This window comes from Pseudomonas sp. MPR-R2A5 (assembly GCF_058793055.1).
Genome location: NZ_JBXAFK010000024.1, coordinates 28000 through 51295 on the forward strand (window position 1 = coordinate 28000; position 23296 = coordinate 51295).

Annotated in this window: 22 protein-coding genes; 10 read left to right on the plus strand and 12 right to left on the minus strand. The window is 61.4% G+C overall.

The window, feature by feature from the left end; genetic code table 11:
* Positions 1-126: 126 nt before the first annotated feature.
* From AC1Q6I_RS17910 to AC1Q6I_RS17925, 4 genes are all read right to left on the minus strand, one after another.
* Positions 127-747: a heme acquisition protein HasA gene (locus tag AC1Q6I_RS17910; protein WP_024077521.1), complete on the minus strand. Its 621-nt coding sequence runs from the start codon at positions 745-747 to the stop codon at positions 127-129.
* 81 nt (positions 748-828) lie between these two features.
* Positions 829-3486, minus strand: coding sequence for a TonB-dependent receptor (locus tag AC1Q6I_RS17915; RefSeq protein ID WP_069077062.1), 2658 nt, complete (start codon positions 3484-3486; stop codon positions 829-831).
* A gap of 207 nt (positions 3487-3693) precedes the next feature.
* Complete coding sequence (locus AC1Q6I_RS17920; protein WP_102624483.1) at positions 3694-4692, minus strand: FecR family protein; 999 nt, start codon at positions 4690-4692, stop codon at positions 3694-3696.
* Positions 4693-4755: 63 nt separating this feature from the next.
* Positions 4756-5277 carry an RNA polymerase sigma factor gene (locus AC1Q6I_RS17925; RefSeq protein WP_024077524.1) on the minus strand — a complete coding sequence of 174 codons (522 nt, stop codon included), beginning with the start codon at positions 5275-5277 and terminating at the stop codon, positions 4756-4758.
* 206 nt (positions 5278-5483) lie between these two features.
* On the opposite strand from AC1Q6I_RS17925, the gene aroQ reads away from it, so the two are divergent.
* Both aroQ and AC1Q6I_RS17935 read left to right on the plus strand, forming a co-directional pair.
* Positions 5484-5933 (plus strand): type II 3-dehydroquinate dehydratase, encoded by a 450-nt coding sequence (aroQ, locus tag AC1Q6I_RS17930; RefSeq protein WP_024077525.1) that lies wholly within the window; start codon positions 5484-5486, stop codon positions 5931-5933.
* Positions 5930-6796, plus strand: a complete 867-nt coding sequence (locus tag AC1Q6I_RS17935) for a shikimate dehydrogenase (protein WP_102624482.1) — start codon at positions 5930-5932, stop codon at positions 6794-6796. The genes aroQ and AC1Q6I_RS17935 overlap by 4 nt, the downstream gene beginning before the upstream one ends.
* A 162-nt stretch (positions 6797-6958) precedes the next feature.
* Here the strand turns inward: AC1Q6I_RS17935 and AC1Q6I_RS17940 are convergent, their stop codons facing one another.
* Positions 6959-7624 (minus strand): TetR/AcrR family transcriptional regulator, encoded by a 666-nt coding sequence (locus AC1Q6I_RS17940; RefSeq protein WP_041161028.1) that lies wholly within the window; start codon positions 7622-7624, stop codon positions 6959-6961.
* 80 nt (positions 7625-7704) lie between these two features.
* Positions 7705-9606: a 3-dehydroshikimate dehydratase QuiC gene (quiC, locus tag AC1Q6I_RS17945; protein ID WP_069077060.1), complete on the minus strand. Its 1902-nt coding sequence runs from the start codon at positions 9604-9606 to the stop codon at positions 7705-7707.
* 222 nt (positions 9607-9828) lie between these two features.
* Between quiC and AC1Q6I_RS17950 the strand changes: the two genes are divergently transcribed.
* On the plus strand, positions 9829-11163 hold the full coding sequence (locus AC1Q6I_RS17950; protein ID WP_024077529.1) for an MFS transporter: 1335 nt from the start codon (positions 9829-9831) through the stop codon (positions 11161-11163).
* Here AC1Q6I_RS17950 and AC1Q6I_RS17955 read toward each other — a convergent pair whose 3' ends face one another.
* Positions 11164-12042 (minus strand): DMT family transporter, encoded by an 879-nt coding sequence (locus AC1Q6I_RS17955; RefSeq protein ID WP_024077530.1) that lies wholly within the window; start codon positions 12040-12042, stop codon positions 11164-11166.
* A 199-nt stretch (positions 12043-12241) separates the two neighbouring features.
* Between AC1Q6I_RS17955 and AC1Q6I_RS17960 the strand changes: the two genes are divergently transcribed.
* The 3 genes from AC1Q6I_RS17960 to AC1Q6I_RS17970 all read left to right on the plus strand — a co-directional run bounded on the left by AC1Q6I_RS17960 (position 12242) and on the right by AC1Q6I_RS17970 (position 14687).
* Complete coding sequence (locus tag AC1Q6I_RS17960; RefSeq protein ID WP_102624481.1) at positions 12242-12655, plus strand: lipoprotein; 414 nt, start codon at positions 12242-12244, stop codon at positions 12653-12655.
* 154 nt (positions 12656-12809) lie between these two features.
* Positions 12810-13700: a KPN_02809 family neutral zinc metallopeptidase gene (gene ypfJ / locus AC1Q6I_RS17965; protein WP_102624479.1), complete on the plus strand. Its 891-nt coding sequence runs from the start codon at positions 12810-12812 to the stop codon at positions 13698-13700.
* On the plus strand, positions 13701-14687 hold the full coding sequence (locus AC1Q6I_RS17970; RefSeq protein ID WP_024077533.1) for a hypothetical protein: 987 nt from the start codon (positions 13701-13703) through the stop codon (positions 14685-14687).
* A 147-nt stretch (positions 14688-14834) separates the two neighbouring features.
* Here the strand turns inward: AC1Q6I_RS17970 and AC1Q6I_RS17975 are convergent, their stop codons facing one another.
* From AC1Q6I_RS17975 to AC1Q6I_RS17985, 3 genes are all read right to left on the minus strand, one after another.
* On the minus strand, positions 14835-15422 hold the full coding sequence (locus AC1Q6I_RS17975) for an HAD family hydrolase (protein ID WP_069077057.1): 588 nt from the start codon (positions 15420-15422) through the stop codon (positions 14835-14837).
* Positions 15419-16288, minus strand: a complete 870-nt coding sequence (gene tesB, locus AC1Q6I_RS17980) for an acyl-CoA thioesterase II (RefSeq protein WP_069077056.1) — start codon at positions 16286-16288, stop codon at positions 15419-15421. The genes AC1Q6I_RS17975 and tesB overlap by 4 nt, the downstream gene beginning before the upstream one ends.
* A 160-nt stretch (positions 16289-16448) precedes the next feature.
* Entirely contained in the window at positions 16449-17018 is a 570-nt protein-coding gene (locus AC1Q6I_RS17985) for a GNAT family N-acetyltransferase (protein WP_102624478.1), read from the minus strand.
* 76 nt (positions 17019-17094) lie between these two features.
* Here AC1Q6I_RS17985 and AC1Q6I_RS17990 point away from each other — a divergent pair, with 76 nt between their 5' ends.
* Positions 17095-18015, plus strand: a complete 921-nt coding sequence (locus tag AC1Q6I_RS17990) for a histone deacetylase family protein (protein ID WP_024077537.1) — start codon at positions 17095-17097, stop codon at positions 18013-18015.
* Positions 18016-18186: 171 nt separating this feature from the next.
* A complete protein-coding gene (locus AC1Q6I_RS17995; protein WP_102624477.1) occupies positions 18187-19413 on the plus strand; it encodes a TIGR03862 family flavoprotein in 1227 nt (408 codons plus the stop codon).
* A 289-nt stretch (positions 19414-19702) separates the two neighbouring features.
* On the opposite strand, the gene rhlE1 is transcribed toward AC1Q6I_RS17995, so the two are convergent.
* On the minus strand, positions 19703-21040 hold the full coding sequence (rhlE1, locus tag AC1Q6I_RS18000; protein WP_102624476.1) for an RNA helicase RhlE1: 1338 nt from the start codon (positions 21038-21040) through the stop codon (positions 19703-19705).
* Between the two features lie 48 nt (positions 21041-21088).
* Positions 21089-21985: a drug/metabolite exporter YedA gene (gene yedA / locus AC1Q6I_RS18005; RefSeq protein WP_024077540.1), complete on the minus strand. Its 897-nt coding sequence runs from the start codon at positions 21983-21985 to the stop codon at positions 21089-21091.
* A gap of 161 nt (positions 21986-22146) precedes the next feature.
* Here yedA and AC1Q6I_RS18010 point away from each other — a divergent pair, with 161 nt between their 5' ends.
* Together AC1Q6I_RS18010 and AC1Q6I_RS18015 are read left to right on the plus strand one after the other, a co-directional pair.
* A complete protein-coding gene (locus tag AC1Q6I_RS18010) occupies positions 22147-22602 on the plus strand; it encodes an Lrp/AsnC family transcriptional regulator (RefSeq protein ID WP_024077541.1) in 456 nt (151 codons plus the stop codon).
* Complete coding sequence (locus AC1Q6I_RS18015; protein ID WP_102624475.1) at positions 22595-23290, plus strand: cyclase family protein; 696 nt, start codon at positions 22595-22597, stop codon at positions 23288-23290. Before AC1Q6I_RS18010 ends, AC1Q6I_RS18015 begins: the two co-directional genes overlap by 8 nt.
* Positions 23291-23296 lie beyond the last annotated feature (6 nt).

A 23296-nucleotide genomic window follows, 5' to 3' on the forward strand; every position in this document is an offset into this window, starting at 1 on the left:
TGCGTTGACAGGCTGTACGACGCTGCGCAGAATTCGGCACCGCCGTCGCTGAAGAAGTAGAAGGCTTGGGCGACGGCGGTGTGTCACGCGGCGAATGGGAGAGCGATCTTCCATTCGCTTTTTTGCTTAGGCGGCCAGGGCGAAGTCCTGGGGCACGTCTTGCACGCCAACCAGCGCCACATCGGAGGCTGCGACCGAAGCCGAGTCCACATGCGCCACACCGGCAGCGGCCAGTTGGTCGAACGTCGAGTTGATCGACAGGCTTGGGTCAATGTCCTTGAGCAAGGAGTCGATCGCCGAAGCCAGCGCCGAGCTGTCGCCACTCATCAAGCCGTAGACGATTTTGTGCACCTGGCCGTCGCGGCCTTCGGACTGCAGGCTCGACAGGCCCAGGTTGGTGAAGCTGACTTCCTGGCTGGCAATGGTGTAGCCACCGCTGGCTGCGCCACCGGCAAGGGTATCGCCAAAGGTCAGTGCGTCGAGCGAACCCCAGAGCGTATGCGAAGGCGGATTGAACAAGGTGTAATGCAAGCTGCCCTCGGCCACTACCGCTGCATCGCTGACGGTGCTTGATACGCCATATTGAGTGCCGTCGAACGGCCCAGGATTGAAACCACCGGTGTTCACACCCTCTTTGACCGACCCTTCACGGTGGTTCAGGTCACCAAAGTAAGCCGACCAGTCGCTCAAGTACTGGGCAACGGTGTTCGTGGCGTAGCTCGTGCTGTATGAAATAGAAATGCTCATGCAAAACTCCAAGTCATGGGGTGGTAACTCCGCAGCAAGCCGGTGCCCGCTGTGGTTTTGCCCGTCACTGGGCAAAATCGGTCAGAACTGATATTCAACGGTGCCCTGCAAGGTGCGCCCACGGCCCAGGGTGAAGGCCAGCACATCGCCCAGGGGCACCAGGTAGGCGCGGTCGGTGACGTTCTCCATGGCCAGGCGCAAGGTCAATTGGTCGGTAGCGCGGTAGCTGCTGTACAGGTCATAGACGGTGTAAGGCTTCCAGTCGGCGGGGTAGACGCCGGTCTGTGAAGTGGTCACGCCGACGCCGCCTTTCACGTAATAACCAGCGCTATAACGGGCGCGAACCCCCACATCCAACTTGCGCTCGAAGAAACGCGCCCCCAGGGTCGCGGTGCCGCGATCCATCGGCATGTGCTCGGAGGAACCGAGGATGGCATTGCAGCCCACGGCGGCATTGGCCGCGTCGTCCGGCACCATCGCGTCCACCGGCGTGCGGTTGCCCGGCCGCTTCTGGGTCTTGGTAACGCCCCCCAACCACGCAGTCTTGCTGCAGAACTTGTTGCTGCCGAGCATGCGCGTGTAGTTGACCTGGCCGTAGGCGAAACCCGCGTCGTAATCCAACTGGTATTCGAGGCCGCGAAAACGCGTGGTCTCCAGGTTGTTGACGTAAGCCGCATTGCCGATATTGGCAATGCCATAACCGGGTGGCTGCACGCCCAGGGCCATGTAGGAAAAATCATCGACGCGGGTATTGAAGTAGGACACCTTCATGCCCGCCCGGTCTTCGGCGAACAGCAGGTCTTCCTTGAGCACATTGAAGCCAACTTCCCACGCCGTGGACGTCTCGGGTTTCAAGTAGGGGTTAGGAAGAATCGACTCCGAACCGCCTCCATGGGGCCGGCCGCTGACCAGGCTTTCGGTGACTGCCGGCGGTCGCCAGCCCTTGCCGTACGTGGCGAACAGTTGCAGCCAATCCACGCCTGGCTTGACCGACAGACCGAAGGTGGGCGAGAAATGCCCTTCTTCCCGATCCACGTCATAGGTCATGGGCAAGCCGATTTGCCGCGTAGTGCCGATGATGAAGGTGCGCGTGTTCAAGCCCGTTTCGCCGCGTAGCCGATAGCGGTCGTAGCGCAACCCGGCATTGAGGTTCAGCCAGTTGTCGTAGTCGTAATCCAGGCGCGCGAACAGGCTGCCCATCGCCCGATCCCCCCTGGGCGTGATGCTTTCCGCCGCCGAGGCCGTCACCGCCGAATCGGCGGCCACCATCTGGTTGGAGTCCGGCCGCACCTTGTCGTAGAAAAACTCCAGCCCATAGTTGGCCTTGATCACGGACAGCTCGCTCAAGGCAAAGGTCGAGATGTTCTGCGCCTGGAAACCATAGGTGTTGGTCTGATAGGTAACGTCGTAGCCCTTGCTGCTGCCACGGGTCAGCGTGGTTTGGTCATTGCGGGTATCGACGTAGTAAAGCTTGGCCTTGAAATCGATCAGCGGGTTGTCCGGCGTGTAGCTGTAGTCCAGTGCGAAGTTCTGCGCCGTGACGTTGCTGCTGCCGAGTTTTTCCCATAGCTGGGCTTTTTCGGCGGTCATCATGTTGACGTCGTCGTAGTCGACTTCGGTGGTCAGGTAGCTCAGTTGCAGACGCTGATCCACCGGCAGGTTGATACCGAGCTTGAGCAGGCGCGAGCGCATCACCGAGCCGGTGTACTCGACGGTGGAGTTCTTGATCCGATCCTCGCTGGCCGGCAGGAAGGAACTGCCGGTGCGCAGTTCACCGATGCTGCCTTTAGTCCCGGGTTTGTAATCACCGAGATGACGCTCACTGGCGGCCACCAGCATGTCCCACACGTCCGTCCCCACGGCAAACGCCGAACTGCCAATAAAATGCGTGCCGTTGCTGCGCCCGCCCAGCCCCGTGGTCAAGCGGATGCGCCCGCCGATTTCCTTACCGCCCTTGAGCAGGTCGGCCGCTTCCACGGTGCGAAAGTTGGCCACCCCGCCGATCACCCCGGCGCCGCCCATCGTGGAAGTGGCGCCCTTCTCGATCACCACCTCCGACAGCAATTCCGGGTCGACATACAGCGTGCCATTGCGTTGCTGGTGACCACTTTGCTGGTAGTTCTGGCGCATGCCGTCCACCGACATATTGACCCGGCCGTAGTCCTGGATACCGCGAATATTCACCGACAGCCCAGGGTCTTGCTGGCTGACCGCCGAGTAGACGCCCGGCGCCTCCTCGAGCATCTCAGCGGCATGCCGTGGCGGGTTGCGATCCAATTGCTCACGCCCCACCACACTCACCGAACGTGGCGATGAATACACCCAGTCGTTGGGGTGCAGGCCGGTGATTGTGGTGGTCGCCAGCGCCAAAGCGGCGCCGCTCTGCTCTACGCGGGTCAGGGTGACTTGGCGCTCGCCATTGAAGCGATACTCCACGGGCGCATTCCCCAGCAAATACGCCAGGCCTTCCTGCACGCCGTACTGCCCCTTCACCGTAGTGCTTTGCAAACCCGCCAGGCGCTGGCTGTCGAATAGCACTTGCAGACCGGCCTGGTCGGCGAACGCCAGCACCGCACTGCCCAGGGATTGTGCAGGGATATCCAGCATCAGCACCGCCGGTTGCGCAGCACTCGCCTGAGACTGAGCGGCGAATACTGGAGCCACTGCGGCGAACAGGCCCACGTGGATGGCCAGGGCTAACCGGCTTGCGGTGATACGCCCCTTGTTGAGTGCTGACATTTCTGTTGTTCCCTGCGCTGAGCGTTTTTGTTTATGCGAATGCTTCTCACCTAGCAAGACGTGCGACGCGCAGGAAGTCAGTAAGACTTTTTCAAAAGTTTCTAAAGGGCGGGTTTCAAGGCGAGGTATGTGTAGGAGCCGGCTTGCGGGCGATGACGTCAGAAAGACCACCGCACATCGCTCGGCAAACCGGCTCCTACAGGGCAATCAATAGATCAGGCTGAGGCCTGCCAGGTCAAAGCGTTGCACTTGAAGTTCCTGGGTGAGGGTGCCGAGGGCGGTGTCGAGCATGTCGAGGCGGAACACGCCGCTGACTTCGCGATCGCCCAGTGCCGAGTCTGTCAACACCACACGCCCGGGGCGGTAGAGGTTGAGTTGCTCGATGACTTTGGCCAGGGGCTGGTGATCGAAGATCAGTACGCCGCGTCGCCAGCTGGTGGCGCGTTCCACATCGAAGGGGTCCATGGCCACGATGCCTTCCTGGAGGTTGTAGCGTGCGGCCAGGCCTTCCTTGACCACCCTGTCGGCCGGGCCTTTTATCGGGATGGCTTGCAGGGAAACCTCGACACTGTGCTCCAGCACGCCGACCCACGCCTGGCTGTCGCTCTCGCGTGCCACCACAAACCGCGTGCCCAGCGCCCGGGTTTGCCCCCCGGCGCTCTGCACCACAAAAGGCCGGGTTTCCTCGCCCACCATCGGCGCCACGTCGAAGATCGCCGAGCCCTGGAGCAGGCGGATACGGCGTTGCACACCGTCGTAATCCAGGCGAATGGCACTGCCGGAGTCCAGCTCGACCTTGCTGCCATCGGCCAGTTGCACGGTGCGCACCTCGCCTTTCTCGGTGAGGTAATCCGCTTGCATGCGCAGCAACACCTCTGGCCCGCGCACCCAGCCGACACCGGCCACCACCACGACCAGCGCGACGGCCGCCGCACGTTGCCAAGACCTGCGCCGTTTGGCCCGGCGCACGGGCATCGTCGTCGCTGATGAGCGCTGGCGGTTCACCGGCGGTTCCTTGTACACGTCGCCCAGTGCCGCCCACGTCTGTTCGGCAAAGCGCAATGCCGCTTCATGACGGCTGTCGCAGGCAATCCAATGCTGCAGTTCGGCCTGCTCCTGATCGGTCAGGGCACCGGCGTGCAGGCGCACCGCCCACTCGGCGGCCGCCTCGGTAATGCTGTGCTGTTGCGGACCCTGGCTATTCACGTGTGAATCTCGAATTTTTCGTTATGTAACGCTGTGACGTCTGACGTGGCGCATTTCGGTAACTCATTCGTCGGATGGCGCCCTCTCGCCTTCCTGCAAGCGTTGCATCACGTAGGCCAACGCTTTGGCCAGGTGCTTTTGTACGGAACTGTCAGAGATGTCCAGGTGCCTCGCGACCTGAGCGTGGGTCATGCCTTCGATGCGGTTGAGACGGAAAATCTGCTGGGTGCGCTCCGGCAACTCCGCCAGTGCCTGCTTCAATGCCTGTCGCTGTTGCTGCGCCATTGCCTGAGCCTCCAACCCGGCCACTTCATCTTCAATCTCGGCCAACGCCTCATGGGGCACGGAGTCTGTCTTGCGCCGCGCTTCCTGGCGAATATGGTCGATCAGCAGATTGCTCGCCGTTCGATAGAGATAGCCCTGGGAGTTGTCGATGCGCTCGCCGGCCGGCTTTTCCGCCAGGCGCAGGAAGCTCTCCTGCACCAGATCTGCGGCCAACTGCGGGTCCCGTACCTTGCGCGCCAGATACCCGCGCAAGGTATCGGCATGCTTGAGAAACAGGCCTTTGAGATCCACGTCCGACAAACCGACTCCCTGGAATGTTAAGGAAACAGGCAAGCATCTTAAGCGTTGTCGAGAATGATTTTCAATTGATATCTAATCTGATCCAGCCAGGTGAAGGGTCGGATTAACTGTTCGATAATCGAACACATCCTCTGCCGCCAATTGACCAAATTAACCATTCAGTACATTTTATCTCCACAACCAACAATAACTGTGGAGAGACCCTTATGCCGCCCATCGTGCTGGTGCTCAACGGCCCCAACCTCAACCTGCTCGGCACCCGCGAGCCCGCGACCTACGGCCATGAAACCCTGGCCGACGTGGCCGCCCTGTGTGGTCGCAGCGCCGAGCAACTGGGGTTGAAAATCGAGTTTCGCCAGACCAACCACGAAGGTGAATTGCTCGACTGGATCCACGGCGCCCGCACCCGTTGCGCCGGTATCGTGATCAACCCGGCGGCCTGGACCCACACTTCAGTGGCGATTCGTGACGCTCTGGTGGCCAGTGAAGTGCCGGTGATCGAAGTGCACCTCTCCAACGTGCATGGCCGTGAAGCCTTCCGCCATCATTCCTTTGTGTCGCCCATCGCCAAGGCGGTGCTCGCGGGTTTCGGCAGCCATGGCTATCACCTGGCCCTGGAACATTTCAGCCAGTTGCTCAAGGGGGCGGCTCGATGAAACCGCGCGTCCTCGCTGGCCTGATCGGCGCCGGTATCCAGGCTTCCCGCACGCCAGCCCTGCATGAACAGGAAGGCGATGCCCAGGGCTTGCGCTACCTCTACCGACTGATCGATCTGGAACCGCTGCAACTGACTCTCGACGCCCTGCCCGACCTGCTGGACGCCGCCGAGCGGATGCACTTCACCGGTTTGAACATTACCTACCCGTGCAAGCAAGCGATCCTGCCGCTGCTTGATGAATTGTCTGACGAAGCGCGGGGCATTGGCGCAGTCAATACCGTGGTGTTCAAGGGTGGCAAACGTATTGGCCACAACACGGATTGCCTGGGGTTTGCCGAGGGCTTTCGCCGTAACCTCAACGATGTGCCGCGTCAGCGCGTGGTGCAGATGGGCGCCGGTGGCGCTGGCGCAGCAGTGGCGCACGCGTTGCTGGCCGAGGGTGTCGAGCAATTGAGTGTGTTCGATGTGGACGCCAGCCGCGCCCGGGACCTTGTGGATAACCTGGCGCAACATTTTGGCAGCGGTCGCGCCCAGGTGGGCAGTGACCTGCAAAACGCCATGGCCGAGGCCGACGGCTTGGTCAACACCACGCCAATGGGCATGGCCAAGCTGCCCGGCACGCCGGTGCCCGCTGCCCTGCTGAGAGCCGAACTGTGGGTGGCTGAAATCGTGTATTTCCCGCTGGAAACCGAACTGCTGCGTGATGCCCGCGCCTTGGGCTGCCGCACCCTGGATGGCGGCAATATGGCGGTGTTTCAGGCGGTAAAAGCGTTTGAGCTGTTCAGTGGCGAGGTGGCGGATGCGCAGCGGATGCTGGCGCACTTCCAAAGCATGAATGGCTCAATGAGTGGACTGAACTAACCCCTGTAGGAGCGAGCTTGCTCGCGAAAAACGTCAACGATAACGCGTGCTTCCTGAATCAATGCGGCGCCCGTGAGTTCTTCGCGAGCAAGCTCGCTCCTACAAAAAAAAAGCCTTAACTGAACGGCATTAGGGCAAGCCACAACGATTTCTGCGCTGACTTCAGGCCTGCAGGTAACGCAGCACCGAATCACAAATCATGTCCCGATGCCGCTGCTTAACCGCCTCATCCGACAGGTCGATCTGAAAAATCTCACTGAACGTATGGCGGTTGGACACCCGGTAAAAGCTGAATGAGTTGATCAGCAGGTGCACGTCCAGCGGCTCCAACCCGGCCCGGAACACCCCCATCTCAGCCCCACGGCGCAACGTCGCACCCAGCGCTTCCAGGATGTTGCTGTTCATCGCCTTGATCGAGTCGGAACGCTTCACGTACTCGGCATTGTGGATATTTTCGATGCTGACGATGCGCACGAAATCCACGTTCTGGTCATGGTGATCAAAGGTGAACTCCACCAGCCGCCGGATCGCCTCACGGGGTTCCAGGGCGGTGAGGTTCATGCGGGTTTCGGTGTTGCGGATATCGCCGTAGAGCTTCTCCAGCACCTCGACGTACAACTGCTCCTTGCTGCCGAAGTAGTAATAGATCATGCGCTTGGAGGTATGGATGCGCTCGGCGATGGCATCCACGCGAGCGCCGGACAGACCCTGCTGAACAAACTCGACAACGGCTTCCTGGAGAATGTTCTCGCGGGTCTTTTCCGGATTGTTCTTGCGACTCTTGCGCGGTGCATCTGACACAGCGGAGAGATCGGGAGTCAGGGTCATGGTGCGCTCACGGCCGGTTTTATTGTGCAGGCCGCGATTATGGGCCGAGGCGCTCCCCGAAGGAAGCACCTGGCCACCGGTTACAACCGAGCCTGGCGTACCGCGCCGCTGCGCGACTTGGCCATCGCCGCCAGGCGCACCGCCACGTTGGCCGCACCGTAGCCGGCATAGCCGTTCTTACGCTGGATGATTTCGAAGAAGAACCGCCCTTCGAACGGCTCGGTGTACACATGAAACAGCTCACCGCCCTGGGCATCGCGGTCATACAGCACGTTGTAGTACGCCAACTCGCTGAGGAACTCATCGTCGAAGTCGAAGCGCGCCGCCAGGTCGTCGTAGTAGTTGAGCGGGATATCCAGCAACGGCACGCCCGCCTCCTTGGCGCGGCGTACCTCGGCGAAAATATCCGCGCAGTCGAAGGCAATGTGATGCACACCCGAGCCGCGATAGCTCGACAGTGCGTGGGAAATGGCGGTGTTGCGATTCTCGGAGATATTGAGCGGTAGGCGAATCGAGCTGCAGCGGCTGCGCAACGCGCGGCTTTTCACCAGGCCGTAAGGGTCGGGCAACACCACTTCATCATCGGCTTCGAAATCCAGCAGGCTCTTGTAGAACAGCACCCAGCTGTCGAGGCTGTCGGCGGGCAAAGCCATGGCCATGTGGTCGATACGCAGCAGGCCACCGCTGGAGGCGCTGACCGGTTGCAGGTTGAAATCGGTGTCGTACAACCCGCCTTCGCTGGGGTCTACCAGGTAGATCAGGCTGCCGTCCGGCGCACGGACAGCCGCCAGTTCCAGCTCATTGGGGCCCACCAGGCCGCGATAAGGTTGCCCCTTGTAGGCCACCGCGCGCTGCAATGCCTTGGCGCTGTCCTTGACCCGAATCGCGGTGGCGCACAACGACGGGCCATGGGCCTCGAAGAAGTTGTGGGCAAAGGAATAGGGTTCGCAATTGAGGATCAGGTTGATATCGCCCTGGCGCAACAGGCTGACGCTCTTGGAGCGGTGCTGGCCAGCCTTGACGAAGCCCAGGCGCTCCAGCCATTGGGTCAGCTTGGCGCCGAGGCTTTCATCCACCGCAAATTCGAGGAACTCGATACCGTCGTACTCGCTGGCGGCAGGGGTTTCGAACAAGATATCGACCGGCGCGGCGGGTTGTTCCCGCGCCAGGCGCTGGCGGGTTTTCTCCTCCAGGTACAGCAACGAGCGCAGGCCATCGGCAGCATTCGCCCGGGTCGGTGCCGCGCGGAATCCGTCGTTGAAAATCTCCAGGGACAGCGGCCCGGTGTAGCCGCTCTGGATGATCGGTGCCAGAAAACCCGCCAGGTCGAATTCACCCTGGCCGGGGAAGCAGCGAAAATGCCGGCTCCACTCCAGCACATCCATGGCCAGGATCGGCGCGTCGGCCATTTGCACAAAGAAGATCTTGTCGCCGGGAATCTCGGCGATGCCGCTGGGGTCGCCCTTGAGCGACAAGGTGTGGAAACTGTCGAGCAGCACGCCGAGACTCGGATGATCGACCTGACGCACCAGGTTCCATACCTGCTGCCAGGTGTTCACGTGCTTGCCCCAGGCCAGCGCTTCATAACCGATACGCAGGCCACGGCGGCCGGCGTGCTCGGCCAGAAGGCTCAGGTCGTCCAGCAGAATCCGTTCATCGCCTACGCAGTCGGCCGAGGCATTGCTGCACACCAGCACCAGGTCGGTGCCCAGTTCCTGCATGAGGTCAAACTTACGCTCGGCGCGCTCCAGGTTGCGGGCCAGGCGGTCACGGCGGCAACCTTCAAAGTCACGAAACGGCTGAAACAAGGTGATGGCAATGCCCAGGTCGGCACACATTTGCCTGACTTCTCGCGGGCTGCCGTCGTAATACAGCAGATCGTTTTCGAAGATTTCAACGCCATCAAACCCGGCAGCCGCGATGGCTTCGAGTTTTTCCGGCAGGGTTCCGCTCAAGGAAACAGTGGCAATAGAGCGTTGCATGGGGCGACTCCCGGCATTTGAGGCTCGTCTTATTTAGGGCAAATTATTGGCTGCTAAACTGCTCACAGCAATTGAAATGTACGAACCGGTTAGTTTTTAGGGCGATTATCGAACACAATGGTGGTTGGCGAATTGACGATTTTTTAGCCACTGCGCACCATCGATCACGCAACAAGACCCAGACCACACCATAAAAATTTCAAAAAAAACGGGTACTCCCTCATGCCTTCGCAAAACTCCGTCCTGGCCGCGCGCCCGGCCACCCCGCACGCCGGTATCGGCGATAAGATCCGCGGCGCACTGGCCGTCGGTAAAACCCGCTGGGGCATGCTGGCCCTGGTGTTCTTCGCCACCACCCTGAACTACATCGACCGCGCCGCCCTCGGCGTGATGCAACCGATCCTGGCCAAAGAGATGAGCTGGACGGCGATGGACTACGCCAACATCAACTTCTGGTTCCAGGTCGGTTATGCGATTGGCTTTGTGCTGCAAGGCCGTCTGATCGACCGCGTAGGCGTCAAGCGCGTGTTCTTCTGCGCGGTACTGTTGTGGAGCCTGGCCACCGGTGCCCACGGCCTGGCCACCTCGGCGCTGGGCTTTATGGTCTGCCGCTTTATCCTCGGGCTGACCGAAGCCGCCAACTACCCGGCCTGCGTCAAGACCACCCGCCTGTGGTTCCCGGCCGGCGAACGCGCAGTAGCCACCGGCATCTTCAACGCCGGCACCAACGTCGGCGCGATGATGACGCCAATGTTGCTGCCATTGATCCTGCACGTGTGGGGCTGGCAGGCGGCGTTCCTGTGCATGTCGGCACTGGGCGCCATCTGGCTGCTGTTCTGGGGCTTGAAGTACTTCAACCCGGAAGACCATCCAACGGTCAAGCAATCCGAATTGGACTACGTGCAACAGGAAGTCGAACCGGAACAACCCCGCGTGCCCTTCAGCCGTATCCTGCGCATGCGCGGCACCTGGGCCTTCGCCCTCGCCTACGCGCTGACGGCGCCGGTGTTCTGGTTCTACTTGTATTGGCTGCCGCCGTTCTTGAACCAGCAATACAACCTGGGCATCAACGTGACCCAGATGGGCATTCCGCTGATCATCATCTACCTGACCGCCGACTTCGGCAGCGTAGGGGGCGGGATTCTGTCGTCGTTCCTGATCGGCCGTGGGATGAACTCGATCAAGGCGCGGCTGCTGTCGATGCTGCTGTTTGCCTGCTGCATCGTCGGCGTGATCATGGCGGCCGGTTCCAGCCAGCTGTGGGTCGCGGTGTTCGCCATCTCCCTGGCCATCGGCGCGCACCAGGCCTGGACCGCGAATATCTGGAGCCTGGTGATGGACTACACGCCCAAGCACATGATGAGCACGGTGTTCGGTTTCGGCGGCATGTGCGCGGCCATCGGCGGTATGTTCATGACCCAGATCGTCGGCCACATCCTGACTGTGACCAACAACAACTACACCGTGTTGTTCACCCTGATCCCGGCGATGTACTTCATCGCGCTGACCTGGATGTACTTCATGGCACCGCGCAAGATTCCTACCGTCGCCGTGTAATCAACGCCGCCGCTGCTGCCAGGCAGCGGCCAACCCGCTCATGCAGATCACCCCGATGCCGACCACCGTGGTCATATCGGGGGTATGGTTGAACACCAGCCACCCCAACAACCCCGCGAAGACGATCTGGCAATAGCCGAACGGCGCCAGCAAGGCCGGTGCCGCAAAGCGGAACGCCTGGGTCAGCATCAAGTGTGCAGTCATCCCGCAGGTACCCAGTGCCAGCATCAACGCGCCGTGCCACAGGCTCGGCACCTGCCAGAAGAACGGCACCATCGCACTCATCACCAAGGTATTGCACAGCCCGGCGAAGAAGTTGCTGGTGGTCGGCGTGTCGTATTGGCTGAGAATGCGCGTCAGCAGTTGGTAGAAACAGAAGAACAGCGCCGAGCACAACGGCAGCAGCACCGCAGGCGTGAACAACTCACCGCCGGGGTGGATGATCACCAGCACGCCGACAAACCCGCAGACCACCGCCAGCCATTGGCCGCGGGTCACGTGTTCACCCAGCAGCGGCACCGAGAGCGCGGTCACCAGGATCGGCGCGAGGAAGTTCACGGCCGTGGCTTCGGCCAATGGGATGAAATGCAGCGCCGAGGTGAAAAACAGGCTGGTGCCCAGCAGGCACAAGGCCCTGACGACCTGCATCCCCGGGCGTTTACTGCGCAGCACGCGTAGCCCCGATTGCGGCAGGAAAATCCCGGCCATCAGCAAGGTGTGCACCAGGTAGCGCGCCCACACCACCATCACGATCGGGTAGAACCCGGCCAGGTATTTGGACAGGGCGTCATGGCTGGAGAACAGAAACGTCGCCAGCACAATCAGCAGGATGCCTTTGAAGGGATGGTTGACGCCGGAAAGCGGGGTACTGACAGTCATTGAATTCTCTGGCTTGGCGAGCGGAACGCTGAGCACTGAACGAAGTGGCGCTCAACCCGGTAATCTAGCAGCCGGGCGGGAGTCTGCCCCAAGAGCATAACCAAACAACGTGCGAACAGCGCACTAAATCACGGGAATCGAGTCCAACCCTGCACGCTCGCTCCCGCGTTGCACACTTTTTAACCAAGGCCCTGCCGTCATGAAAAAAACCCTCTTTCTTCTCTGCGCCGTTGCGCTGCTCGCCGCTTGCAACCAGGAAGCCAAGGACGCCCCCAAACCTGCCCCGGCCTCCGTGCAGGCCACCCTGGTGCCGCAAACCCCGCCCACTGACCAGTGGGTCGGCAAGTGGATCGGGGTGGAAGGCTTGAACCTGACCATCGCCAAAGACGACAGCATCGGCCGAGGCCACTACGTTCTAACCATGCAATACGGCCTTGACGCTGGCGACTCCGGCACCTTTAAAGGGGAAGCGGCCGACGGCGGTATTGCCTTCACCCGCCCGGACGGCCCACAACTGCTGCGCGCCGGAAATGGCGAAGCGACCGGGCTGAAATGGCTGGCGGATAAAAATGACTGCCTGATCGTCGCCACCGGCGAAGGCTATTGCCGTTAATACCGACCATAATCAGACACTAAATTAGTGTAGGAGCGAGCTTGCTCGCGAAATTCGTTAACGATAACGCGGGCAATCTGGTTAAACGCGGTGTTTGTGCGTTTTTCGCGAGCAAGCTCGCGCCTACAGCAGGTTTATCAAGAGGATTGCTCCCATGCTATGGAAAAAAGGCCGACGCAGCGACAACGTGGTGGACGCCCGCGACGACAGTGGCGGCGGCGGTGGTGGGGGCATGCGTTTTGGCGGCGGCAAGGGCCTGAGCCTCACGGCGATTGTGCTGATCGTCGGCATCGGTTGGCTGACCGGCCAGGACCCGCTGCAGATCCTTGGCCAGTTGACCGGCCAAATGGACCAGGCCCCCTCGGTGAGTACACAGTCGCGCCAGGCGCCACCGGCCAATGACGAGCAAGCCGATTTTGTAAGGGCCGTACTGGGCGATACCGAAGACACCTGGGGCCAGGTGTTCCAGGAAAACGGCCTGGCCTACAAGAACCCGAAATTGATTCTGTTCCGTGGCCGGGTCAATTCCGCCTGCGGTGGGGCGACCTCGGCCAGCGGCCCGTTCTATTGCCCGGCCGACCAGCAGGTGTACCTCGACCTCGACTTCTTCCGGGAGATGTCGCAACGCTTCCAGGCCGCGGGTGATTTCGCCCAGGCCTATGTGATTGCCCATGAAGTCGGGCACCACGTGCAGACCTTGCTCGGCATCTCGGCGAAGATCCAGGCTGCACGCCAGCAAGGCCGACAGATGCAAGGCGACGGTGGCCTGCTGGTTCGCCAGGAACTGCAAGCCGACTGCTTTGCCGGGGTATGGGCCAACCGTGCGCAAAAGCGCCTGAACTGGTTGGAGCCCGGCGATATTGAAGAAGCATTGAATGCGGCCAACGCCATCGGCGATGACCGTTTGCAGCAACAGGGTCAAGGGCGCGTGGTGCCGGACTCGTTTACCCACGGCACCTCGGCACAGCGGGTTCGCTGGTTCAAGACCGGCTTTGCCCAGGGCCAGATCACTCAATGCGACACGTTTACGGCCAAGAGTCTTTAGATGAATAACCGATTGGGATTGCTGCTGGGCGTATGGCTGACATGCTCCACCACCACTTGGGCGGCCGAGAAAGAGCATGGCGTCAAGGTGGTCAGTCCCGATCGTTTTCACCTGCCGGCCGGCGACCTCAGCCTGGGCCTGAGCCAGGACTGGGCCAGCCCCCTGCCCCAGGTCACCCGAGCCCTGATCATCGTGCATGGTCGGCTGCGCAATGCGCAGACCTACCTGCAAAGTGGCGAAGACGCCGCTGAACACGCCGGGGTTGGAGCCACGACGCTGGTGATCGCGCCGCAGTTTCTCAATGATTCAGACGTAAAACGCAACCATCTGGACAATCAGGTCCTGCGCTGGAGGGGCAACGACTGGATGGCTGGCGAGCCCTCGGTGGGGCCGGGCGCTGTCAGCTCCTTCGGCGCCCTGGACCAGATCATCAAGCACCTGGGCAACCGCACACTGTTCCCGGCGCTCAAAGAGATCGTGGTAGCCGGCCATTCCGGCGGAGGCCAGGTGGTGCAGCGCTTCGCCCTCACCGGCCACGACCACCCGGCCCTGCACACCGAAGGCATCCGCCTGCGGTATGTGGTGGCTAACCCGTCGTCCTACGCCTACTTCAGCCCGCAACGCCCGGTGAAATTCAACGTGGCCGACTGCCCTGGATTCAACGACTGGAAATACGGCATGCAACACCTGCCCGCCTATGCTGAAGGCCAAGGCGTCGAGCAGCTTGAGCGGGCCTACGTGTCACGCGACATTACCTACCTGTTAGGCCAGCAGGACACCGACCCGAACCACCCGGCACTGGATAAAAGCTGCGAAGCCGAGACCCAGGGCGCGTATCGGCTGATTCGTGGGCACAACTATTTTGACTACCTCAAGCAACGCCATCCGCAGTTGAGCCAGACGCTGGTGGAAGTGCCGGGGGTTGGGCATGACGGGGATGGGATGTTTACTTCGCCAGAAGGCCAGAAAGTACTGTTTGCCCAGTAATTACTGAAGAAATCGGCCCAACATGTGGGAGGGGGCTTGCCCCCGATAGCAGTGTGTCAGTCTCAGCATCTGTAACTAATCCACCGCTATCGGGGGCAAGTCGAATCGTCGCACCGCCCCTCCCACATTTGATATTCGTCGCTTGGGCTAGATCATCCGGCGCAATGCCGCACAATCCTGCGCATGCCAATCCGCCAACGCGGGCCACGGGTTCTCCAGCAGGTTGACCAACACCGTTCGGGTCCCCGCCGCTCGGCCGCAGTCGAGGTCGAAGCGGTAATCCCCGACCATCACCATCTCGCTCGGCGATACATCCCACGCCGCCGCCAATTTCAATAACCCACCCGGATCCGGCTTGGGCGGCGCATCGTCACGTCCCAGCACATCCTCGACCGCAAAGCAGTCCGCCAGGCCAATAGCCTCCAGGGTGATATGCGCCAACTCCCGCGCATTGCGGGTCAGGATCCCCAGGCGATAACCCCGCCCGGCCAGCTCGCGCACCAGCTCCACCGCACCGTCCGCCGCGACGGAACCCAGCGCCAGCTCGCGCTCATGTTCCAGCAACCAGGCATGTTTGGCCGCGGCGATGTCCGCCGGCAAAGCGGCGAGGTGGGTGAGGATGTCATCCTCGGGTGGAATCTCCAGGGCCACGCGAATAGCCGCAAAGTCATGCACGGCCACCGTGAGGGTGCCGTCCATGTCGAACACCCAATGCTTAACGTCGGCCAGGCTCATGCCCAGTCCTTGCGGTGGCGAATCAGGCCTTCCTGGGTCACCGACGCCACCAGTTGCCCGGCGCGGTTGTACACACTGCCCCGGGAGAAACCACGGGAGTTGCCGGCCCATGGGCTGTCCATGGCGTAGAGCAACCAGTCATCGGCGCGCAGGTCGGCGTGGAACCACAGCGCATGGTCAAGGCTGGCGACCTGCATGTCTTTCTGCCACACCGTCTTGCCATGGGGCAGCAGCGAGGTGGTCAGCAGGCCGAAGTCCGACGCGTAGGCCAGCAGGTATTTATGCAGCGCCGGCGCGTCGGCGAGTGCCCCGTCGGCGCGGAACCACACGTACTTGACCGGGTCCGACGGCTGCGGGTTGAACGGGTCTTTTTCGGTCACCGGGCGCACTTCGATCGGTTTGGGGCACAACAACTTTTCGCGCATGTGTTCCGGGATCAGGTGCGCACGCTGCTTGGTCAGCTCCAGCTCCGACGGCAAGTTCTCCGGGCCGACCACCACCGGCATGGTGGTCTGGTGCTCGAAGCCTTCTTCGTCGTACTGGAACGAAGCGCTGCAGGTGAAAATCGGGTGGCCCTTCTGGATCGCCGTGACCCGACGCGTGCTGAAACTGCCGCCATCACGCACGCGGTCCACCGAATACACCACCGGCAAGGCCGCGTCGCCAGGGCGCAGGAAATAACCGTGCAGGGAATGCACGTGGCGCGCTTCTTCTACGGTCTGGCTGGCGGCCGACAGCGACTGGCCGAGCACCTGGCCACCGAACAGTTGGCGAAAACCCAGGTCCTGGCTGCGGCCGCGAAAGAGGTTTTCCTCGATCGGTTCCAGGGTCAGCAAGTCCACCAGATCTTCCAATACTTGGCTCATTCAAACTCTCCTCAGAGCAAAACGGTATCTACCTGTAGGCGCAAGCTTGCTCGCGAAGGTGGTTAACGATAACGCCGCGCTTCCGGTCTACCGCAGCGCTCTTGGGTTCTTCGCGAGCAAGCTCGCGCCTACAGGGGGTCTATTGGGCATTCCGGGCTGCTTATCCGTGCAGCGTGTCCAACCATTGGGCGCGGGTGATGCGGTACAAAACATGATGGCGCAGCGTGTTATCGGCTGCGACCTTGGGGTGTTCGAAATCCGCCTGGGGATCGTAATGCATCCCGATGGCCTGCATGACTTTTTGTGATGGCAGATTGGCTTCGGTGGTGAACGCGACGATTTCATCCAGCTGCAAGCGGTCGAAACCACAGCGCAGCGCCGTCCAGGCCGCTTCACTGGCGTAGCCCAGGCCCCAATGCTCGCGGGCCAGGCGCCAGCCGATTTCCACGGTGGGGGTAAAACCGGCTTCGAAACTGACATTCTGCAACCCGGTCAGGCCGATGAATTCGCCACTGTCCTTGCGCTGCAAGGCCCACAGGCCAAAGCCGTATTCAGCGAAATGCCCACGAATCCGGCCGATCAGCGCGGCGCTTTCCAGGCGGTCCAGCAGGCCGGGAAAATAGCGCATCACCTGCGGGTCGGCGCACATTTGCGCAAACGCCGGCAGGTCGCTGTCACGCCATTGGCGCAGCACCAGGCGCGCGCTTTCCAATTCCAGTATCGGCTCCACCGGTCCCCTCCCCTTGCCATGTGCGTGAGTGTACAGCGCTGTTAAGATCCCTCGCAGGTTCCCGTCAGAAAATCCCATGCCTTTGCCATTGATCTACCACGATGACTACAGCCCTGAGTTCCCCGCGGATCACCGCTTTCCCATGGACAAGTTCCGCCTGTTACGCGACCACCTGGTGGCCAGCGGCCTGACCGAAGACCGCCAGTTGCTGCGCCCGCAACTGTGCCCGCCAGAGATTCTGGGCCTGGCCCATGAACCTGGGTATATCGAACGCTACATGAGCGGCAAGTTGTCCCGAGAAGACCAACGGCGACTCGGCCTGCCCTGGAGCGAAGCGCTGGCCCGGCGTACCGTGCGCGCGGTCGGCGGCTCGATACTCGCGGCAGAACAGGCGCTGGAACACGGCCTGGCCTGCCACCTGGCGGGGGGTACCCATCACGCCCATTATGATTATCCGGCCGGCTTTTGCATCTTCAACGACCTGGCGGTGATCAGCCATTACCTGCTGGCCAGCGGGCGGGTCAACCGCGTGCTGATCTTCGACTGCGACGTGCACCAGGGCGACGGCACCGCGCGCATCCTCCACGACACGCCGGACGCAATCACCGTGTCGCTGCACTGCGAGAAGAACTTCCCGGCCCGCAAGGCCCAGAGCGACTGGGATATCCCGCTGCCCATGGGCATGGGCGATGCCGAGTACCTCAAGGTGGTGGACGATGCGCTGAACTACCTTTTGCCGTTGTACCAGCCGGACCTGGTGCTATACGACGCCGGCGTCGATGTACACAAGGACGACGCCCTCGGTTACCTCAAGCTGACCGACGAAGGCGTCGCCGCCCGCGATGAAAGCGTGATGCGCCACTGCCTGGGTCGCGACATCCCGGTGATGGGAGTGATCGGCGGCGGCTACAGCAAGGATCGCCCAGCCCTGGCGCGCCGTCATGGCATCCTGCACCACAGCGCGCAACGGGTGTGGACGTCATCAGGTTGTCATTGAACCCTGGGCGTTACCCACAATGCCTGTGGAACGGGCTGTGGATAACTTGAGCGTAAGGGGCTGAAAGCGAGTAGCCGCATGGCCTGTAGGAAAGTGTACGTTTTTTGATCAGGCAGCCACGCTGTCGTCGGGTAGAATGCTCGGCCTATTCAAGCGACCGTAGCCCTGCCCATGCCTCAGACCTCTCCTCAACACGTCACCATCATCGGCGGCGGCCCCGCCGGGCTGATGGCCGCTGAAGTCTTGAGCCAGGCAGGGGTGCGGGTCGACCTGTACGACGGCATGCCGTCGGTGGGGCGCAAATTCCTGCTGGCGGGCGTGGGCGGCATGAACATCACCCATTCCGAAGCCTACCCGGCTTTCCTCTCGCGCTATGCCGAACGGGCCCCCCACCTGGCGCCGTTATTGCGGGCATTTGGCGCTGAAGCACTGCGCGAATGGATTCATGGCCTGGGCATCGAGACGTTTGTCGGTACCTCCGGCCGCGTATTCCCCACCGACATGAAAGCCGCCCCGCTGCTGCGTGCCTGGCTCAAGCGCCTGCGCGACCAAGGTGTGGTTATCCACACCCGGCATCGTTGGCAGGGCTGGAATGCGCAGGGGGATTTACTTATCCACAGCCCGGACGGCGAAAAAACCATCCACAGTGCTGCCGTGTTGCTGGCGCTGGGCGGCGGCAGCTGGTCGCGCTTGGGCTCTGACGGCGCCTGGCTCAAATTGCTGGAAGATAAAGGCGTGCCCTGCGCCAGGTTGCAACCGAGCAACTGCGGCTTTGAGGTGTCGGCCTGGAGCCCATTGATGGTCAGCAAATTCGCCGGCGCACCGTTGAAAAATGTCGCCATCGGCCTGGGCGATGACAAACCCCGCCTCGGCGAATGCGTGGTCACCGCCAGCGGTATCGAGGGCAGCTTGATCTACGCGCTGTCGGCGCCGATTCGTGAGGCGATCAACCGGAAGGGTTCGGCCACGGTGCATATCGATTTGCTGCCCAGCAAGCCGTTGGACAAGGTCCATGCCGCGTTGGCCAAGCCACGTGGTTCGCGCTCGATGAGCAAGCACTTGCACAGTCAGTTGGGGTTGGATGGGGTCAAGGCGGCGTTGTTGCGCGAGTTGGCACCCGCCGAACACTTCAATGATCCGGCGCAGTTGGCGGCGGCTATCAAGGCGCTGCCGCTGACCTTGGTGAAGACACGGCCGATGGATGAAGCCATCAGCACGGCCGGTGGTGTGCCGTTTGAAGCGTTGGATGAGCGGTTGATGCTCAAGCAATTGCCAGGGGTGTTTTGTGCGGGGGAGATGCTGGACTGGGAAGCGCCGACCGGCGGGTATTTGCTGACGGGGTGTTTTGCCAGTGGCAGGGCGGCTGGGCGGGGGATGTTGGAGTGGCTCAACCGCTGATATTCGTGGTGAATTCAAAGCCGCCATCGGGGGCAAGCCCCCTCCCACGGTTTGAATGTATTCACAAATCAAAATGTGGGAGGGGGCTTGCCCTAATGCCGTTCAGTTAAGCGTACATCGCCTTCTGTAGGAGCGAGCTTGCTCGCGAAAAACGTCAACGATAACGCGTGTTTCCTGAGTGAACGCGGCGCCTGTGAGTTCTTCGCGAGCAAGCTCGCTCCTACAAAAAAGCCTTAATTGAACGGCATTAGGGCTTGCCCCCGATGAGGCCATCAGCCGCACCGCAAAATCACTTTTTCTTACGCGGCCCAGTATTAAACACCGGCACCTTACGCACCGGCTTGATCGAAGGCTCCGACGGCGCCACTTCGCCACTGTCCACCCACTTGCCCAGGTTGCGCTTACCACCGCCACCACCTGACGCCTTGGGCTTCTTCGGTTTTTTCGGTTTCTTCACCACCTGGCCGCTGGCATCGGTGTCGGGCACGCGGTGTTCCGGTTCGAAATCCGGCTCCATCTTGCGGGTCAACGTCTGGCGGGTCAGCATCTCGATGGCCGACAGCATGTTCACTTCATCGGCGCACACCAGGGAAATCGCCTCGCCGGTGTTGCCCGCGCGACCGGTACGGCCGATACGGTGGATGTAGTCCTCGGCCACGATCGGCAGGTCAAAGTTGACCACCAGCGGCAGGTCTTCAATGTCCAGGCCGCGGGCCGCCACGTCGGTGGCCACCAGGATCTGCACATCGCTCGATTTGAAACGATCCAGCGCACGTTGGCGCGTGGCCTGCGGCTTGTCGCCGTGGATGCCATCGGCATTGATGCCCAGGCCCTGCAACTTATCCACCAGCGCATCCACGCCGTTACGGGTCTTGGCGAATACCAGCACCTGCTTCCAGCGGCCCTTGCGCATCAGGTGCACAAACAACTCCGCCTTGCGCTTCTTGTCCACCGGCACCACCCATTGCTTGACGGTGTTGGCGGCCACGTTGCGCGGGCTGACTTCGATGCTCAGCGGGTCGTTGAGCATCTGCTCGGCGAGCAGGCGGATGTCATCGGAGAAGGTCGCGGAGAACAGCAGGGTCTGACGCTTTTTCGGCAGCATGCGGTAGATGTTCGCCAGTTCTTCGGAGAAGCCCAGGTCGAGCATACGGTCGGCCTCATCCAGCACCAGGGTTTGCAGCTGATTGAGTTTCAGCGCGTTCTGGCGGAACAGGTCGATCAGCCGGCCAGGGGTGGCGACCAGCACGTCGACCCCCTTGCGCAGCTTCATCATCTGCGGGTTGATGCTCACGCCGCCGTACACCGCGTAGGTGGTGAGCGGCAGGTTCTGGGCGTATTCGGCAACGCTGGCGTGAACCTGCTCGGCCAGTTCGCGGGTCGGGCACAGGATCAGCGCGCGCACCGAGTTAGCGGCGACTTTCGGTCCTTCCATGGTCAGCAGTTGCAACAGCGGCACGGCGAAACCGGCAGTCTTGCCGGTGCCGGTCTGGGCCGCCGCCATCAGGTCGCGGCCAGCCAGCACCGCCGGAATCGCTTGCGCCTGCACCGGCGTCGGGGTCTGGTAGCCAAGCGTCTCAAGGGCGCGCAGCAAGGGTTCGATCAGGCCAAGGGTGGCGAAAGTCATGTAGTTACCGTAGGAAAAATTCAGCGCAAGGGCGTAATGCGCGGCAGTTTACCTTATTTCCGGCTTGGGCTTGCGCCACTGGGGCAGGCTGATCAATAGCACGGCACTGATGATCACCAACATCGCCAAGGCTTCTTCCAGGCCGATGGTCTCGCCGACGAACACAATCCCCAACAACACCGCCACCGCTGGGTTCACATAGGCATAGCTGGTCGCCGCAGCCGGGCGGACGTGCTTGAGCAGGTACATATAGGCGTTGAAGGCGATGATCGAGCCGAACACCGTCAGGTAGGCCAACGCCAGCCAACCCTCCAGTGGCGGCATGGCCTGCAGGTGCTCACCGGAAAGCGCGCTGCCGATCAACAGGGTCACGCCCGCCACCAGCATTTCCGCAGCACTGGCCATGGCGCCCTGGGGCAGCGACAACTGCCGACTCCACACCGACCCGAATGCCCACGATGCCGCCGCGAACAGCAACAAGGCGGCGCCCACCGGGCTCGATTGCAGGGTGCTGCCCATGTTGAGCATGGCGATGCCGACAATCCCCAGGATCACCCCGGCCCATTCCAGCCGCGTATTGCGCGCGCCCCAGAAATACCCGCACAGCAAGGTGAACAGCGGCACGGTCGCCACCGCCAGGGCAGCCACCCCGGACGACACGCCCGCGTGTTCGGCCAACGTGACGCCGCCATTACCGAAGGTGAGCAGCAAAATGCCGATCATCCCGGCGGCCTTCCATTGTGGCCATGTCGGCGCTGGCACCCCGCGCCATCTGAGGTAGCCATACATCAGCGCACCCGCCGTGCAGAACCGAATCCCCGCCAGCAACAATGGCGGCCAGTAGTCCACGCCGATGCGAATCACCAGGTAGGTAGACCCCCAAATCACATACAGCGCAAAAAAGGCGGCGATCAACGGTAAGGAAAAGCGACGTGGGCCAGGCATTGGGCGGCTCGAAGGCAGATATAAGAGATGCTTATTCTAAAAAGGCATGTGCTTAAACATAAGTTACAAAACCTGTTTAAACCGCCCATACACTTTTCAAAGCATGGTTATGAGGGCTATAAACCATGCTTTCGAAAGCCACCTGGCGTTGGAGCCTTTTCATGGACAAATATGACCGCATGCTCCTCAGCGCCCTGCTCGAAGACGGCCGTGCCTCTTACGCGCAACTGGCCCGCACAGTAAACCTCTCCGCCCCCGCCGTGGCCGAACGCGTGGCCAAGCTTGAGGCCAGCGGCGTGATCACCGGTTATCAGGCCAAGGTAGACCTGTCCAAAGTGGGTTTGCCGATTCAGTGTGTGATCGAACTGCGGCTGACCAACCATGGCAGCCAGAAGGTTTACGACGCCCTGGCGGAAATTCCCGAACTGACCGAGTGCCACCGCGTCACGGGCGATCCGTGCGTGATCATGCAAGCGGCGGTGGGGTCGATGCCGGAGCTGGAGAACCTGATCAACCGGATAGCGAAGTTCGGGTTCAGCAAGACCTCGATTATTTTGTCGAGCGCGATAGAGCGGCGAGTGCCGCTGGCGCAGTTGGAGGGCAAAAACGGTGGTTAAACATAGCCAGGTCGTCAGCCTCAGCCACCCGATCAGCCGGCGTATTCCGCTGTGGCCGGGCGATCCCCCCGTGGTGTTTGAAGACGTCGCGTCGCTGGATAAGGACGGCTATTTCCTGAGGCGTTTCAGCCTGGGCGAACATAGCGCCACCCATATGAATGCGCCGAACAGTTTTTATGCCGGCGGGATGGGAATTGATGGTTATCAACCCGAAGACTTGGTGCGGCCCGCGGTAGTGATCGATGTGCACGGTAAAACCCGGAGCAATCCAGATTACGAAATCAGCCCACAGGATATTGAAGCGTGGGAACGTCAACACGGTCTTATCGAACCTGGCTCGGTGGTGCTGATGTACACCGGCTGGCAACACCTCTGGAACGATCCGATAGCGTTTTTTGGACAGGACGCGCAAGGCTCACACTTCCCTGGGATTGGTGAAGCGGCGATTCGGTTCTTACTCGAACAGCGCCAGATTGCCGGGGTTGGCATTGATACCCACGGGGTTGATCCAGGGCAAAGCACCGCCTTCGCGACAAACCATGCGGTATTGGCCGGAAATGGGATTGTGCTCGAATGCCTGACCCACCTCGACCGGCTTCCGGACAAGGGCGCCACGTTAGTGATAGGGGTACTAGGGCTGGAAGGCGGTTCGGGATCACCCGCATCGGTAATGGCATTTATTCCCTGACTTGCA